The following is a 15836-nucleotide window of genomic DNA, read 5'->3' on the forward strand; positions in this document are numbered from 1 at the left end:
ATCCGCGAGGTTAAATATATTAATTGAAACGTGGAGGTGCAATACTATGATGTTTGGCAGATTTACGGAACGTGCACAAAAGGTGCTTGCATTGGCTCAGGAAGAAGCGGTACGTTTGGGTCACAACAATATCGGCACAGAACATATCCTGCTTGGACTTATTCGTGAAGGAGACGGCATTGCAGCCAAAGCGCTGATCGGACTTGGACTGGGTCTGGAGAAAATCCAGGACGAAGTGGAGACTTTAATCGGACGCGGACAGGAGCAGCCAACTAACATTGCTTATACGCCTAGAGCGAAAAAAGTAATTGAGCTCTCCATGGACGAAGCCCGAAAGCTGGGTCACACGTATGTGGGTACGGAGCACATTTTACTGGGACTGATTCGTGAGGGTGAAGGGGTTGCAGCACGCGTGCTGAACAACCTGGGCATCAGCCTGAACAAAGCCCGTCAGCAGGTTCTGCAGCTTCTTGGCAGCAGCGAGGCGGTATCCAGCCATCACGGTACGCCGCAGAACGTGAGCACACCTACGCTGGACAGTCTTGCTCGTGACCTGACCGCCATTGCCAAAGAAGGCAACCTCGATCCGGTCATTGGCCGCAGCAAGGAAATTGAGCGCGTCATCCAGGTGCTGAGCCGTCGTACGAAGAACAACCCCGTATTGATTGGTGAGCCTGGAGTAGGTAAAACCGCCATTGCCGAAGGTTTAGCACAGCGCATCATTAACAATGAGATTCCGGAGACGCTGCGCGATAAGCGCGTTATGACGCTCGATATGGGTTCTGTTGTAGCGGGTACGAAATACCGCGGCGAGTTTGAGGATCGTCTGAAGAAAATCATGGATGAGATTCGCCAAGCCGGCAACATCGTTCTGTTCATTGATGAGCTGCATACCCTGATTGGTGCGGGCGGAGCAGAAGGAGCGATTGACGCTTCCAACATCCTTAAGCCTTCATTGGCACGCGGTGAGCTTCAGTGCATCGGGGCAACCACGCTGGACGAATACCGTAAATACATTGAAAAAGATGCTGCCCTTGAGCGCCGGTTCCAGCCGATTACGGTTGATCAACCATCGCCTGAGGAAGCCATTCAGATTCTGTATGGACTGCGTGACCGTTACGAAGCGCATCACCGTGTGAAGATTACGGATGAAGCGATAGAGCAGGCAGTGAAATTGTCCGACCGCTATATCACCGACCGTTTCCTGCCGGATAAAGCAATTGATCTGATCGATGAGGCCGGTTCGAAAGTTCGCCTTCATACGTATACTATACCGCCAAATCTGAAGGATCAGGAAGCACATCTGGAGGATATCCGCAAAGAGAAGGACGCAGCGGTCCAAAGCCAGGAATTCGAGAAAGCAGCCGCGCTGCGCGATACGGAGCAAAAGCTGCGTGAAGAACTCGAAATCACGAAGAACCAATGGAAAGAGAAGCAAGGCCGTACCGATTCCGAAGTGACTCCAGAGGATATCGCCGATGTGGTGGCCAACTGGACCGGTATTCCTGTGAATAAACTGAAGGAAGAAGAGACCGAGCGTCTTCTGAATCTGGAAGAAATCCTGCACAGCCGTGTCATCGGCCAAGAGGAAGCTGTAAAAGCAGTCAGCCGTGCGGTTCGCCGGGCACGTGCAGGACTGAAAGATCCGAAGCGCCCAATGGGCTCCTTCATCTTCCTCGGTCCTACCGGGGTAGGTAAAACCGAGCTGGCACGCGCGCTTGCAGAAGCGATGTTCGGTGATGAGAATGCGGTCGTGCGGATCGATATGTCCGAGTATATGGAGAAACACTCCACGTCACGTCTCGTCGGGGCGCCTCCGGGATATGTCGGATATGAAGAGGGCGGCCAGTTGACCGAGAAGGTTCGCCGCAAGCCGTATTCCGTTGTTCTTCTCGACGAAATTGAGAAGGCGCATCCTGAGGTATTTAACATTCTGCTTCAGGTACTGGAAGATGGTCGTCTGACTGATTCGAAAGGCCGTGTGGTGGACTTCCGGAACACGCTGATCATCCTGACGTCCAACGTGGGTGCAGAAGCGATTAAGAAGAACTCGACGCTGGGCTTTACCGCTGTGAGTGATTCAGGCCGCGATTATAACAACATGAAGGGCAAAGTGATGGATGAGCTCAAGAAGAGCTTCCGTCCAGAATTCCTGAACCGGATCGATGAGATCATTGTGTTCCACTCTCTGGAAGAGAAACACATTGCCGAAATCGTGACACTGATGTCCGATGAGCTGCGCAAGCGTCTGCTTGAGTTCGAGGTTCAATTCGAGCTTACAGACAAAGCGAAGACCTTCATTGCGAAGGAAGGCTACGATCCTGCCTTCGGTGCCCGTCCATTACGCCGGGCTATCCAGAAGCACATCGAGGATCGTCTCTCCGAAGAGCTGCTGAGAGGCAACATTACCAAAGGTGATTCGCTCATCATTGATGAGGCGAACGGCGAACTGGTTGTGAACAAGAACGAGAGCGTTACGGCCGCATCAGCCGAAACCGAATAAGTGTTAACTTCAACCCCCGTTGGATTAAATCCAGCGGGGATTTTGTTTTTAATGTTAATGGAAGATGAGAGAATTATAAGCGAGAGGTTTATACAGGGGAAGATACATGAATGCCTGGAAGTCATCGAATGCAATGGACTGGGGTTGTTTTATATCGGCGGCAATAAGACATATCGCGAAGGAAGCTGGCCTCGTGTATCAACCCAGCGTAGAGAACGGAATCGTTCTGTAGAAGCGACAGCGATCGTAAGAACGATCCGGCAGCGAAGAGGACATGTATGGTTTACATGTACTTATGTTTGTTATTAAATTGCAGCAAAAAATAACGCTGATTTTCCTTCAACCCTTCAAATTTGAAACAAATCCATCTCAAGCCGCGTAAAGTTTCTGATTAGCCTTTACGTTGAATTATAAGAAATGGTAAACTTTGAGTAATGCCTGATTTTGCAGGGTTTTACGGAATCCGACAAAAGATGTGCGACATAAAGGAGACTCACATGGCAAAAACTAAGACGAAATTTTTCTGTACCGAATGCGGCTATGAAGCGCCCAAATGGTTCGGAAAATGTCCGGGCTGCCAATCATGGAATTCCATGGTAGAAGAGACCGAGACGGTAATCAAGACGCAGGGGATGAATTCCCCTCTTTTTCATAGTAAAGAAAAACCCCTTTCGATCATAAATATAGAAAGCGGCAAAGAACCCAGAATCCAGACGGGCATTGCGGAATTGAACCGTGTGCTGGGCGGCGGGCTTGTCCCGGGCTCGCTCGTGTTGGTTGGCGGCGATCCCGGCATCGGCAAATCCACGCTGCTTCTGCAAGCCTCCAACCGATTGGCTCAGAACGGCGTCCGCGTTCTGTATATTTCCGGTGAAGAATCGGTACGTCAGACGAAGCTTCGCGCTGACCGGCTCGGCGCATTGTCTCCAGAGCTGTTTGTCCTCTGCGAAACCAATCTGGAATCGATTGAGGAGGCCATTGAGAGCGTACAGCCCGGTTTTGTTGTCATCGATTCCATTCAAACCGTGTATTTGCCGGAGGTAACAAGCGCGCCGGGCAGCGTCTCCCAAGTTCGGGAGTGCACCGCCCGCTTTATGCGGCTGGCTAAGGTGAAGGGCATCGCTACGGTTCTTGTTGGTCATGTGACCAAGGAAGGCGCCATTGCAGGTCCTAGGATGCTGGAGCACATGGTGGACTGTGTGCTTTATTTTGAAGGAGAGCGTCACCATACTTACCGTTTGCTTCGTGCGGTGAAGAATCGTTTCGGTTCGACGAATGAAATTGGCATATTTGAGATGGGTGAGGATGGGCTGCGCGAAGTCGGCAATCCATCGGAACTATTTTTATCTGAACGACCATTAGGCGTAGCCGGTTCGACAGTTGTTGCAAGCATGGAGGGAACCCGGCCGGTTCTTGTCGAACTGCAGGCACTCATTTCTACGACCCATTTTCCATCACCACGTCGAATGGGCACCGGTGTGGATCATCACCGAATGAATTTAATCATTGCTGTGCTTGAAAAAAGGATGGGCATGTTCCTGCAAACACAGGATGCCTACCTGAATGTCGCCGGTGGCGTTAAGCTCGATGAACCTGCGGTGGACTTGGCAATAGCGGTCAGCATTGCATCCAGCTTCCGTGATATTCCGACCAAGCCGTATGATGTCATTTTTGGCGAGGTTGGCCTGACCGGCGAAGTTCGTGCCGTTTCAAGAGCAGAACAAAGGGTAAGAGAAGCGGAGAAGCTGGGTTTCAAGCGCGTACTCATGCCTGAGAAAAGTTTGAAGGGATGGAAGCATCCCAAAGGAATACAAATCATAGGAGTAAACACTGTTGCAGATGCATTAGCGGTTGCGTTAGATTAGGGGGCATACGAAGGTGAAAGAAACGAGCCAACTGGACAAAATGAATGATTTGCTGAAGCTGGTAGCACCGGGAACGCCGTTTCGCGACGGGCTGGAGAACGTGCTTCGGGCAAAGACGGGCGCCCTGATCGTTGTGGGTTACAGCCCGGAAGTAATGGAAGTTGTCGACGGCGGCTTCTCCATAAACTGCGATTTTTCGCCAAACTATTTATACGAGCTGGCCAAGATGGATGGCGCCATCATCTTAAGCGAAGACCTGAAACGGATTTTGTATGCCAATACCCAGCTGATCCCTGATTCCTCGATCTCTTCCATCGAGACAGGGATACGGCACAGAACGGCAGAGCGGGTAGCGAAACAGACGGGTAAGCTGGTGGTGTCCATTTCCCAGCGCCGTAACATTATTACGCTGTACCAAGGATCTTTGAGGTATGCGCTGAAGGAAATCGGCGTAATATTAACCAAAGCCAATCAAGCGATACAGACATTGGAGCGATACAGAGTGGTGCTTAATCAATCGCTCACGAACCTCTCTGCCTCCGAATTTGAAGAGCTGGTGACCATTCCGGAAGTTGTTAATGTCATCCAGCGCGTGGAGATGGTGCTTCGCATCAAGAAGGAAATCAAGCGTTATATTAACGAGCTCGGCAACGAAGGGCGTTTGATTAGCATGCAGATGGATGAGCTTGTGAGCAATATGGAGGAAGAGGCTTGGCTGCTATATGCAGACTACGCCCGGGAGTACAGCGAGGAGAAAATCCGCGAGATCATACTGGCGCTCAAGCGTTCGACGGATGAGGAGCTGCTGGACATTCACCATATTGTGAGGCTTCTGGGATACCCGGCTTCTGCCGCTGCTTCCGAAGAAGAGATCCTGCCGCGCGGTTACCGCATTCTGAACAAAATCCCACGCCTTCCGAACGTGATCATTCGCAATTTGGTGGATCAGTTCCATGACTTATCCAGCATTATGTCGGCATCGATTCACGAGCTTGATGAAGTGGACGGGATTGGTGAAGTACGTGCACGCACCATAAAAGAGGGCTTGAAAAGATTGCAGGAACAAGTATTCATTGACAGACAAATCTAAAAGCCCTACAATCGATGTTCGAACGTACAATTAACGAGGTGAATATAAAAATGACGAAATCAATTCCGAACATGTTTACTTTAGGTAATCTGTTTCTCGGAATGATTGGTATCATCTTGGCGACAGAAGGTCGAACGAGTATGGCCGCCATTATGATTATCATTGCCATGCTCCTTGACGGACTGGACGGTCGGGTAGCTCGAGCATTGAATGCCCAGAGTGAATTCGGTAAAGAACTTGACTCATTATCAGATGTAATTTCCTTTGGCGTAGCTCCAGCACTTATCATGTATACCGTAGCGTTTACGGATATCAATACAGCTCTGGCTTGGACAGTAACCGCGATATTTCCGATGTGCGGCGCATTACGGCTTGCACGGTTCAACGTTCGTCCAGGAATACCGGGATATTTTATCGGCCTGCCAATCCCCGCAGCGGGAGGCGTGCTTGCAACACTGGCTTTATTCCATGAAGAGATTACAGCTCCTTATATGATATTTGCCATTTTACTTCTTTCCTATCTCATGGTTAGCGCAGTCAAGTACCCGAACTTCAAGAAGATTGGCATTCCGAAAACAGCAATTAAATTTACACCCTTTGTTATCGTAGGTGCAGTCATGGTTGCCGTGTTCTTTCCGGAACAAACCTCCATGCTCATATTCGTACCCTTGGTACTATATGCAGGGTATGGTTTGCAGCAGAATTTCCGCAGATTGACTCGCAAAAACCGACGACGCAAGAAGGATGACCACAAATCGGATGAGGCTTATCAGTCCTCTGACCGATAAGCAGCATAACTCACGGGCTGACATAAACCCAAAATAAAAAGCATTTATTTCCCTGCTTAGGCAGCGAGATAAATGCTTTTTTTGTATCCATGTATGACCTTGCCGCCATAACCGTTTGGAATGCCAACGGCTTTACGACAGGTTAAACAGACCCAATGTGGAACATTTCTGAGACTCCTTAACAACAACCTCATCCAGCTGGATGTCCAGAAGATTCGCAAGGGCAGACATATAAAATATGTTGCGGCCAAGCTCGGAGCTCACCGCTTCACGGCAGTTCTCGCACAGATGACCTTCGACGTGGGTGCCTGCCAATTCCCGGGCCGATTCGAGATCAGAGCCGATATCGAAGCTTTGCTTCGTGGCATGAAGCTCGATGCATCCGCACTCTGTGATGGCTTTGGTGACGGCACGGTTGACAGAAGCATTGCTTTGACCATTTTTAGACAGAACATCCAAGAGACTGCGGTGACGGAGCAACAATTCGGAAACTTGATCCTGAAAAGCCTGTAGACTGGGAGCACTCATTTATACATCCACCTCGATATTATGAATTGAGTTCATTATATTCCACTACTTCAGCCGATTTCAACCAATTTCAGGTGCCCGAAGGCAGTCAATTCCAATTGTGAGGTTGGTGTTAGCATACATCAAAGCCTGACGGGGGTAGGCTGGACCGTACAACAGGTGAGGTGAAAACTCCATCAATAAAAATATTAAACGAGGCACTTTCAGGGAAGTTAGATCGCATACAGCGGAAGTTTTTCTTAAAAAAAGATGACCTGGCACGATTACGACTTTATAAATTGGACCATACTGGAAAATAGAAGCAACGATATTCAGGTATAAAAAGGAGGTGTGCGGAAGCTCATGTTAAAAAAAGCTATTTTAGCATTTACGGTATTATGCGGTGCGTGGGGCGGGTATACGTTATATCATACAATGGAACGGTCTTTTCCAGGGCTCTCGCCTATTTTTGGACAAGGAATACTGGCAGCGGGAAGCGGAGCCTTCGCGGTGCTTGGTGGATTATTGTTTGGCATGATCGGTGTTCTTTCGGCTGATCGGGTATCGAGATGGCTGCACAGCTTGATCTCCTCGTTCTCCCGGATTCCGATGAATGAACTGGCCGCTGGAACGGCTGGATTGCTGGGCGGCTTACTGTTGTCCCTATTGCTCTCACCCGGGTTGTCCCTGCTAGGAGAAGCTGGGCAGCTGCTGCAGGTCGGGATTACACTGCTCGGCGGGTACATCGGACTGCGGATTGGACTGGAGAAGAAGGATGAACTGGCTTCCTTATGGATGTCGGGCAAGTGGAGCCAAGCCCCTGAGCCGGAAGGAAGACGCGTTGAGGAGCACAAGATATTGGATACAAGTGTCATCATCGACGGGAGAATCGCAGATATATGCAAAACCGGATTTATCGAAGGGACCATTGTGATTCCTGAGTTTGTTCTGGAGGAGCTTCAGCATATTGCGGATTCCTCGGACCTTCTTAAACGCAACCGCGGCCGGCGTGGACTTGATATTTTGAACAAAATCCAGAAAGAGCTGGATGTAAAGGTGCTCATTTATGAAGGCGACTTTGAGGAGATATCCGAAGTCGACAGCAAGCTGGTTAAGCTCGCCAAGGTGCTTCAGGGCAAAGTAGTCACGAATGATTTCAACTTGAATAAGGTTTGTGAGCTGCAGGGCGTGTCGGTGCTGAACATAAATGATTTGGCCAATGCAGTCAAGCCGGTGGTTCTGCCCGGGGAGGAAATTCTGGTCCAGATTATCAAGGACGGCAAGGAGCATGGTCAAGGCGTTGCTTATTTGGATGATGGCACGATGATCGTTGTGGAAGGCGGACGTGAGTATATCGGCACAATGATGGAAGTGCTTGTCACCAGTGTACTGCAAACCTCAGCGGGCCGGATGATCTTCGCTAAACCGAAACTGTTGGAAAAAGCCCAGTAAACGGGGTATGATGGGGATATACATATCCGTTCTCCGTCAGTCTGACGTGAAGGGTGAAGACAGGAGTTTTGTGCATGTTGAACGACTTCGGCGCCGTTATTGTGGCGGCGGGTAAGGGAACGAGAATGGGAACCCGGGAGAGCAAGCAATACCTGGCACTGGGTGGAAAGCCCATCATCGTTCATACACTGGAAGTATTCAGCCGGATACCCTGGCTGCAGGAGATCGTGCTTGTTACGGGACCGGAGGATGTTTCGCGCTGCCAATCCTGGGTTCATGAGTACGGACTGGACAAGGTGTCCGCTGTAATTCCTGGCGGTAGCGAGAGGCAGCAATCGGTATACCAAGGTATCAAGCAAATCTCGTCAGAGTGGGTAATGATACATGACGGCGTCAGGCCGTTTGTAACACTAGAGGAAATTGAATCCTGCCGCGATGCGGCAATCCGTGAAGGCGCCTCGGTACTTGGGGTGCCTGTGAAGGATACGATTAAGCAGGTGAACGGTCAGGGGCTGATAACAGGTACCCCGGACCGTCAAAGTCTGTGGGCCGTCCAGACCCCACAGGCTTTTCGTCTTTCCGACCTGCTGTCAGCCCATGAGGCTGCAGCCAAGGAAGGGTTTACAGGGACCGACGACGCCATGCTGATGGAGCGTGCAGGACATTCGGTCATCGTGGTAGAGGGGAAATACAGCAATATCAAGATCACCACACCGGAGGATCTGGAGTATGCGGCTTTTTTACAGAAACGCAAGGGAGAGGACAAGGAATGATTCGAGTAGGACAGGGGTTTGACGTGCATCAACTGGTGGAAGGAAGACCGTGTATTATCGGGGGGGTCACCATTCCTTATGAGAAAGGGCTGCTGGGACACTCCGACGCAGACGTACTGCTGCATGCGGTGACGGACGCGATTTTGGGAGCGCTTGGGCTTGGCGACATTGGGCGCCATTTTCCCGATAATGATCCGGCTTTTAAAGACGCGGACAGCCTGAAGCTTTTGGAGCAGGTATGGGCCATGGCCAAAGAGCGCGGTTATACGCTGGGAAATATCGATTCCACGATTATTGCCCAGAAGCCGAAGATGGCACCTTACATCCCACAAATGGCGGAAGTGATCGCCAAAGCGCTGGATGCTGAGGTGGATCAGGTAAATGTGAAGGCCACCACAACCGAGCAGCTCGGGTTTACCGGCAGGGGTGAGGGAATCGCGGCACAATCGGTTGTCTGCCTTGTGAAAGGTATGCTATCCTCTTAAAGGACGCGTTCAAATCAGAGCAGATATGGAACGAATGCCTGAAGGAAATCTTTGAAGAAATAGGGAAGCGGAGGGGTTACAATGACCGGAGAAGTCCGCGTGCGTTATGCACCGAGTCCAACGGGACATTTACATATCGGCAATGCCAGAACGGCATTATTCAATTATTTATTCGCCCGCAAGAATAATGGGAAATTTATTATTCGCATCGAGGATACAGACGTAAAGCGCAACGTAGAAGGCGGAGAGCAAAGTCAGTTGAAATATTTGAAGTGGCTGGGCATGGATTGGGATGAAAGCGTGGATGTCGGAGGCGAGTACGGACCGTATCGCCAAACCGAACGTCTTGATATTTATAAGGAATATTGGCAGGACCTTTTGGATCGTGGGCTAGCTTACCGCTGCTACTGCACAGAGGAAGAACTTGAGCAGGAGCGGGAAGAGCAGATGGCTCGTGGGGAGACGCCTCGTTACTCTGGGAAACACCGGGATTTGACGGAAGAGCAGCGTCAGGCGCTTGAGGCTGAAGGGCGTGTAGCAAGCATTCGTTTTCGCGTTCCAGAGGAACGTATCTACACCTTCGATGATATGGTGAAGGGTACGATTTCTTTTAACAGCAAAGAGACGGGCGACTTCGTCATTGTCAAAAAGGATGGTATTCCTACCTACAATTTCGCGGTAGCACTCGACGATCACCTGATGAAGATCAGTCACGTGCTTCGCGGAGAGGATCATATCTCCAACACGCCGCGTCAGTTGATGATCTATGAAGCCTTCGGCTGGGAGCCGCCGCAATTCGGGCATATGACCCTGATTGTGGGCGACGATCACAAGAAGCTGAGCAAGCGTAACGAATCGATCATTCAATTCATTGAGCAGTATGATCAGCTCGGTTATTTACCTGAAGCACTGTTTAATTTCATCTCGCTGCTCGGCTGGTCTCCAGAAGGGGAAGAGGAAGTATACTCGCAAGAGCAGTTGATCTCGATCTTTGATGAGCATCGGTTGTCCAAGAGCCCTGCGGTATTCGACACCAACAAGCTGGCTCATATGAACAACACCTACATCAAGAATGCGGATCCTGATCGGATTGCTGATTTGGCCATTCCGCATCTGCAGAAAGCGAGCCGCTTGCCGTTCGAGCTTAACTCCGAGCAGGAGGAATGGGCACGCGCGCTCGTGGCGCTGTATCAGGAGCAGATGAACGCGGCCTCAGACATCGTGGATCTGTCGGAAGTGTTCTTCCGGACGCATCTGGAGCTCGATGCAGAGGGCATCGAAGTGATGGGCGGCGAGCAGGTGCCTGCCGTATTGTCCGCATTCCTTGCGAAGATCGAGCAATCCGATGAGTTTAACGCTGCGAAGATTGCTGCTCTGATTAAGGAAGTACAGAAGGAGACGGGATTTAAGGGCAAGCAGCTCTTCATGCCGATCCGCGTTGCTCTGACTGGACAAACCCATGGCCGCGATCTGAACCAGACGATCTGGCTTCTTGGCAAGGATCGTGTGCTTGACCGGCTGCGCTCCCAAATCAAGGGCGCATAACCCAGGGTACGGCATTCTTGATAAACGTTCCTTGTCAGCCTGTATCTCATCAGTTATAATTACACCAAACTATAAGTGAAATATTCTTTGATCTAGGGTTTTATTAAATGGGGCATTTACTCATACAGGGAAGTAGCGGAGAGGACGGAATCGTGTTGTAGAAGCGAAGCGTTCGCCTTTGTTTTCGGATTTCAACTATGTAGATTTACGTTCAGGAAATCTGAAAACAGCAGCGATCGGAAGCACGATCCGTCAGCGCAGCGTCACTAGTGAGCAGCGCGGTCATTTATGAAGCATTGATCAACAAAGATAAACGTATAAAAGCTACGATCAGGAGAAGTACGCGTAAAACAGGCACGTTCCAGAGAGGACAATCGGCAGAAGACAAGGACCACTTGAATCTGCCGGCTGAGAGTTGTCCCGTTGCCTGAAGCGGAAATGCACCTGTGAGCTGCATGGTTGAAGCGAACACAATCGTTAGATCATGCCGGTCGTCTGCCGTTAATGACATGAAGTGAATCGGTAGAATCCGTCCCGGACCAAGGGAGGATGCTTGTGCCGGTTCTAAGCAGAGTGGAACCGCGGTCTAGCGCCTCTGCAGCGATAAGCTGCAGGGGTGTTTTTTATTTTCAGGAATAACGATGGAGAGCAAGTTGCATGCGCGATTGGAAGAGGGGAAAGAGGGAGCGTTCATGTTTAAACAGATGAAATCGGATATTCGGACAGTGTTCGAGAATGACCCGGCTGCCCGGGGACTTTTTGAAGTGGTATTCACCTACTCGGGACTTCACGCCTTGTGGTCTCATCGGGTAGCTCATGCATTATTCAAGCGGCGATGGTATACGCTGGCCCGGATCATATCTCAGATCAGCCGGTTCATGACAGGGATCGAGATTCACCCGGGAGCCCGCATCGGGAATAGACTGTTTATAGACCATGGCATGGGGGTTGTCATTGGAGAGACCTGCGAGATCGGGGATGACGTGGTGATCTATCAAGGGGTTACCCTTGGCGGCACCGGGAAGGAAAAGGGCAAGCGTCATCCGACCATCGGCAACAATGTGGTCATCGGATCAGGAGCGAAAGTGCTAGGTTCCTTTACGATTGGAGATAACTGTAATATTGGTTCCAATGCAGTCGTATTACGACCGGTTCCGCCGAACAGCACCGTTGTGGGCAATCCGGGTAAAGTCGTGAAGCAGAATGGTGAGCGTGTGCGTGACCGGCTCGATCACACCAATCTTCCGGATCCGATTGTGGATACACTGCGTTCGATGCAGATGGAGATCGATCAGCTTCGGGCGGAATTGAATGAGGGCAAACAGAATAACAACAAAACCAGGGTCTCCGAGGCCGTAATCTCGTCGGTCAAAGAGGAATGAGTTTTTTTGGAATAAGCAGCAATGTACGTGAAGGAACAATAAGTGATGGAATGAAAGGACTGGGATGATACAATATGGCACTGCAAATCTATAACACGCTAACCCGTATGAAAGAAACGTTTGTCGCTCAGGAATCTGGGAAGGTCAAGATCTATGTGTGTGGTCCTACCGTGTACGATTATATCCATATTGGGAATGCGCGCCCGATGATTTTTTTCGACGTGGTTCGCGCTTACTTCGAGAATCAGGGCAATGACGTGAGTTATGTGGTGAACTTTACGGACGTAGATGACAAAATGATCCGCAAAGCCGAACAGACCGGCACCACCGTTCCGGAGGTAGCGGATAAGTTTATCCAGGCGTATTACGAGGATTTGGACGGTCTTGGCATACCGAGAGCCACGTTAAATCCGCGGGTAACGGACAATATGGAGAATATAATCGAATTTATCCAGGAGCTTGTGGATCGCGATTTTGCGTATGAGAACGGGGGAGACGTATTCTATCGCACTCGCAAGTTTGATGATTACGGCAAGTTGTCCCAGCAAAATCTGGATGAGCTGCAGTTCGGTATTCGGATTGAGGTCGATAAGCGGAAAGAAAACCCCGAGGATTTTGTTCTATGGAAAGCAGCCAAGCCGGGAGAAATCTACTGGAGCAGCCCATGGGGAGACGGTCGTCCAGGCTGGCATATTGAGTGCTCGGCGATGGCACGCCGTTATCTTGGGGATACGCTGGATATTCATGGCGGTGGGCAGGATTTGCAGTTCCCGCATCATGAATGCGAAGTTGCGCAGTCCGAGGCATTGACGGGTAAACCGCTCGCGAACTATTGGATGCATAATGGATATATCCGTATCAATAACGAAAAAATGTCGAAGTCGCTGGGTAATGGCGTATTGGTTAAGGAGCTTCGCGAACAATATACGAAGGAAGCTGTGCGTTATTTCATGCTGTCTACCCATTACCGAAACCCGCTGAATTATAGCGATGAAGTGATGGACCAGGCACAGAACAGCGTAGAGCGTCTGGCTAATGCGGCAGCTAATATTGAACATCGCTTGAGCACGGCCATCGGTTCCAAAGACGACGAAGTGAGCCAGGAGGTTGCGGGTAAAATATCTGCGGTTCTTGGCGAATTTCATCAAAAAATGCAAGATGATTTCAATACGCCGGATGCAATCACAGCGATGTTCCAGTGGGCTAGCGAGGCGAATCAGCTGCTGAAGGAAGCTTCGATTCCTGCAGCCGACCTACATGAAGTGCTGCGTGCTTTCAACGAAATGAACGGCGTTCTTCGCATTGTCAATACCGGTACGGGCGATTTGCTGGACGAGGAGATTGAAGCCTTGATTGCTGAACGTATTGAAGCCCGGAAGAATAAAAACTGGGCGAGAGCCGATGAAATTCGCGACAAGCTGGCGGACGAAGGCATCGTGCTAGAAGATACGGCGCAAGGCATGCGCTGGCGGCGTAAATGAGCGGGGCCGAGTTTCATGACCCCGCAGCCGGTTGGTTTGACTTTCCGCCGTCGAAGCCGGCACGTCTGATTCCGCCGATCGTGCTTGCCTACATCGGAGATGCCATTTACGAGGTGGCTGTCCGGCAGTTCTTGATATCGAAGGCGAATCTTCGGCCTCATCACCTGCACCGCACAGCGACAGGATTCGTGTCGGCGAAAGCTCAGAGCCGGATATTGGCATTTCTTGATCCGGAGCTGACGGAGGAGGAGCGCGATGTGGTCCGGCAGGGACGCAATGCCAAATCAGGCAGCATACCGAAAAATGCCGATGTGCTGGAATATCGGCATGCAACGGCATTTGAGACGCTTGTTGGGTATTTATATTATACGGGAGAGCAAGACCGTCTGCGTGAGCTCATTGGAAAGAGCATAGAGTTTATCGAGGGGTCTGCTAAATAGATCGAAAGACATCAAATACCAGCAATGAAACGATACAGCCGGTATTTCCCGAAATTGGGCAGCTGGCTGATATGCAGGAGGAGACATATATGTTGCAAGAAGAGGAAGTAGTGGCTGGTAAGCATTCCGTAACGGAAGCGCTCAAATCAGGACGTACGATCAATAAAATATGGATTGCCGAGAATGCGCAGAAGCATTTGACGCTGCCCATTATTGCGGAAGCCAAAAAACTGGGCATTGTCATTCAGCACGTAGACAAGCGCAAGCTGGATCAGATGGTTCCGGGGGTTCAGCATCAGGGCGTGGTTGCCCAAGCGGCCCCTTATGCTTATGTGGAAGTGGAGGATCTGCTCAAGGTTGCGGAGGAAAAAGGGGAACCGCCTTTCCTGCTGCTTCTCGATGAAATCGAGGATCCTCATAACCTGGGCTCGATTTTGAGAACGGCCGACTGCACGGGGGCTCACGGTGTTGTACTGCCTAAGCGCCGATCCGCTCAGGTGACGGCCACCGTATCCAAAACATCGGCTGGTGCGGTAGAATACGTACCTGTAGCCAGGGTGACCAATCTGGGTCAGACGATTGACCAGCTGAAAGAAATGGGTGTCTGGGTGGTTGGCACCGTGGTTGATGCTGTTCAGGAATTGTACGATACTGAAGTATTTGACGGACCGGTCGCAATCGTAATCGGGAATGAAAGTAAAGGAATGGGGCGTCTGATCCGCGAAAAATGCGATGTGCTTGTGAAGCTGCCGATGGCTGGAAAGATCAATTCGCTTAACGCTTCGGTTGCCGCAGGTGTCGTTATGTACGAAGTTCTTCGCCGTCGCCGCCTTCAGGGTTAGCAATGATGGCCGATTGGCGGGATGTGCTGCTGGTCGATGGCTACAACATGATCGGCGGCTGGCCTTTTCTTGCGAAACTCGCCAATAGCAGCATGCAGGAAGCCCGGGATGTGCTGCTTGAGAAATTAGCGGAATATCAAGCGTATTCAGGCCTCAGAATCGTGGCGATTTTTGATGCTTACCGGGTTCCGGGCCTTGGGAAATCATACATCCAGGGTAAGGTACAGGTGTTTTTTACGAAAGAGAAGGAAACGGCCGATGAGTGCATTGAACGGCTTGTTGGAGAGTTTAGCCACCGTCGGCGTAAAATTTATGTGGCGACCAGTGATCTGATTGAACAGCATGTCATTTTTGCCCGGGGAGCGCTTCGGTTATCTGCCCGTGAGCTGCTGAATGAAGTGGAGCAGAGTGAGCGCGAAGTGAAGCAGAAAATTACGAAGGAGCAGACCAAGAGCAGGAATACACTTGACGGGAAGCTGCCGCCGGATGTGAGACAGATGTTTGAGCGCTGGCGAAGGGAATAGGACTGTTTTACACAATGGGGACGAAAATGCAGGCTCGTCTGAAGAATGGAAGAGTATATGAATCTACGAAATAGTTTACATTAAATGTTATTATCGGCCTATATTGGCTAGAACGTGGTTGACGGTCTAGTAGACATCATATATACTTGTCATATATTT

General features: G+C 50.4%; 15 protein-coding genes. 14 read left to right on the forward strand and 1 reads right to left on the reverse strand.

Going from position 1 to position 15836, the window contains the following annotated elements; all coding sequences use genetic code 11:
• The first annotated feature begins 46 nt into the window (after positions 1-46).
• From clpC to pssA, 5 genes are all read left to right on the forward strand, one after another.
• Positions 47-2503 (forward strand): ATP-dependent protease ATP-binding subunit ClpC, encoded by a 2457-nt coding sequence (gene clpC / locus B9D94_RS02140; RefSeq protein ID WP_006212956.1) that lies wholly within the window; start codon positions 47-49, stop codon positions 2501-2503.
• A gap of 106 nt (positions 2504-2609) precedes the next feature.
• Positions 2610-2735: a hypothetical protein gene (locus B9D94_RS31725; protein WP_268741817.1), complete on the forward strand. Its 126-nt coding sequence runs from the start codon at positions 2610-2612 to the stop codon at positions 2733-2735.
• A 265-nt stretch (positions 2736-3000) separates the two neighbouring features.
• Positions 3001-4368: a DNA repair protein RadA gene (gene radA, locus B9D94_RS02145; RefSeq protein ID WP_006212955.1), complete on the forward strand. Its 1368-nt coding sequence runs from the start codon at positions 3001-3003 to the stop codon at positions 4366-4368.
• Between the two features lie 13 nt (positions 4369-4381).
• Positions 4382-5458, forward strand: coding sequence for a DNA integrity scanning diadenylate cyclase DisA (gene disA / locus B9D94_RS02150; protein ID WP_006212954.1), 1077 nt, complete (start codon positions 4382-4384; stop codon positions 5456-5458).
• Between the two features lie 50 nt (positions 5459-5508).
• Complete coding sequence (gene pssA, locus B9D94_RS02155) at positions 5509-6246, forward strand: CDP-diacylglycerol--serine O-phosphatidyltransferase (protein WP_006212953.1); 738 nt, start codon at positions 5509-5511, stop codon at positions 6244-6246.
• A 132-nt stretch (positions 6247-6378) separates the two neighbouring features.
• Here the strand turns inward: pssA and B9D94_RS02160 are convergent, their stop codons facing one another.
• A complete protein-coding gene (locus tag B9D94_RS02160) occupies positions 6379-6774 on the reverse strand; it encodes a nucleoside triphosphate pyrophosphohydrolase family protein (protein ID WP_036638413.1) in 396 nt (131 codons plus the stop codon).
• 342 nt (positions 6775-7116) lie between these two features.
• Here B9D94_RS02160 and B9D94_RS02165 point away from each other — a divergent pair, with 342 nt between their 5' ends.
• The 9 genes from B9D94_RS02165 to B9D94_RS02210 all read left to right on the forward strand — a co-directional run bounded on the left by B9D94_RS02165 (position 7117) and on the right by B9D94_RS02210 (position 15677).
• A complete protein-coding gene (locus B9D94_RS02165; protein WP_006212951.1) occupies positions 7117-8205 on the forward strand; it encodes a PIN/TRAM domain-containing protein in 1089 nt (362 codons plus the stop codon).
• Between the two features lie 74 nt (positions 8206-8279).
• Positions 8280-8978 (forward strand): 2-C-methyl-D-erythritol 4-phosphate cytidylyltransferase, encoded by a 699-nt coding sequence (gene ispD, locus B9D94_RS02170; protein WP_172963895.1) that lies wholly within the window; start codon positions 8280-8282, stop codon positions 8976-8978.
• Positions 8975-9463, forward strand: a complete 489-nt coding sequence (gene ispF / locus B9D94_RS02175; protein ID WP_006212949.1) for a 2-C-methyl-D-erythritol 2,4-cyclodiphosphate synthase — start codon at positions 8975-8977, stop codon at positions 9461-9463. Before ispD ends, ispF begins: the two co-directional genes overlap by 4 nt.
• Before the next feature lie 81 nt (positions 9464-9544).
• Positions 9545-11008, forward strand: coding sequence for a glutamate--tRNA ligase (gene gltX, locus B9D94_RS02180; RefSeq protein WP_006212948.1), 1464 nt, complete (start codon positions 9545-9547; stop codon positions 11006-11008).
• A 692-nt stretch (positions 11009-11700) separates the two neighbouring features.
• The gene (gene cysE / locus B9D94_RS02190; protein WP_036638418.1) at positions 11701-12390 is read left to right on the forward strand and encodes a serine O-acetyltransferase; all 690 of its coding nucleotides are present in this window, start codon (positions 11701-11703) and stop codon (positions 12388-12390) included.
• A gap of 74 nt (positions 12391-12464) precedes the next feature.
• Entirely contained in the window at positions 12465-13871 is a 1407-nt protein-coding gene (gene cysS, locus B9D94_RS02195) for a cysteine--tRNA ligase (RefSeq protein ID WP_006212946.1), read from the forward strand.
• Entirely contained in the window at positions 13868-14311 is a 444-nt protein-coding gene (locus B9D94_RS02200; RefSeq protein ID WP_006212945.1) for a Mini-ribonuclease 3, read from the forward strand. The genes cysS and B9D94_RS02200 overlap by 4 nt, the downstream gene beginning before the upstream one ends.
• A gap of 89 nt (positions 14312-14400) precedes the next feature.
• Positions 14401-15153 (forward strand): 23S rRNA (guanosine(2251)-2'-O)-methyltransferase RlmB, encoded by a 753-nt coding sequence (gene rlmB, locus B9D94_RS02205; protein ID WP_006212944.1) that lies wholly within the window; start codon positions 14401-14403, stop codon positions 15151-15153.
• Between the two features lie 5 nt (positions 15154-15158).
• A complete protein-coding gene (locus tag B9D94_RS02210; protein WP_036638422.1) occupies positions 15159-15677 on the forward strand; it encodes an NYN domain-containing protein in 519 nt (172 codons plus the stop codon).
• Positions 15678-15836 lie beyond the last annotated feature (159 nt).

The sequence above is a fragment of the Paenibacillus sp. Cedars genome (assembly GCF_003184205.1).
In the GTDB taxonomy this organism is placed as follows: domain Bacteria; phylum Bacillota; class Bacilli; order Paenibacillales; family Paenibacillaceae; genus Paenibacillus_AQ; species Paenibacillus_AQ glucanolyticus.

Coding starts and splice junctions, on each gene's coding strand:
- ispF (WP_006212949.1), top strand. CDS start 8,975: ATGATTCGAGTAGGACAGGGGTTTGACGTGCATCAACTGGTGGAAGGA.
- B9D94_RS02165 (WP_006212951.1), top strand. CDS start 7,117: ATGTTAAAAAAAGCTATTTTAGCATTTACGGTATTATGCGGTGCGTGG.
- ispD (WP_172963895.1), top strand. CDS start 8,280: ATGTTGAACGACTTCGGCGCCGTTATTGTGGCGGCGGGTAAGGGAACG.
- pssA (WP_006212953.1), top strand. CDS start 5,509: ATGACGAAATCAATTCCGAACATGTTTACTTTAGGTAATCTGTTTCTC.
- clpC (WP_006212956.1), top strand. CDS start 47: ATGATGTTTGGCAGATTTACGGAACGTGCACAAAAGGTGCTTGCATTG.
- radA (WP_006212955.1), top strand. CDS start 3,001: ATGGCAAAAACTAAGACGAAATTTTTCTGTACCGAATGCGGCTATGAA.
- gltX (WP_006212948.1), top strand. CDS start 9,545: ATGACCGGAGAAGTCCGCGTGCGTTATGCACCGAGTCCAACGGGACAT.
- cysS (WP_006212946.1), top strand. CDS start 12,465: ATGGCACTGCAAATCTATAACACGCTAACCCGTATGAAAGAAACGTTT.
- B9D94_RS02210 (WP_036638422.1), top strand. CDS start 15,159: ATGGCCGATTGGCGGGATGTGCTGCTGGTCGATGGCTACAACATGATC.
- B9D94_RS02160 (WP_036638413.1), bottom strand. CDS start 6,774: ATGAGTGCTCCCAGTCTACAGGCTTTTCAGGATCAAGTTTCCGAATTG.
- rlmB (WP_006212944.1), top strand. CDS start 14,401: ATGTTGCAAGAAGAGGAAGTAGTGGCTGGTAAGCATTCCGTAACGGAA.
- B9D94_RS02200 (WP_006212945.1), top strand. CDS start 13,868: ATGAGCGGGGCCGAGTTTCATGACCCCGCAGCCGGTTGGTTTGACTTT.
- cysE (WP_036638418.1), top strand. CDS start 11,701: ATGTTTAAACAGATGAAATCGGATATTCGGACAGTGTTCGAGAATGAC.
- B9D94_RS31725 (WP_268741817.1), top strand. CDS start 2,610: ATGAATGCCTGGAAGTCATCGAATGCAATGGACTGGGGTTGTTTTATA.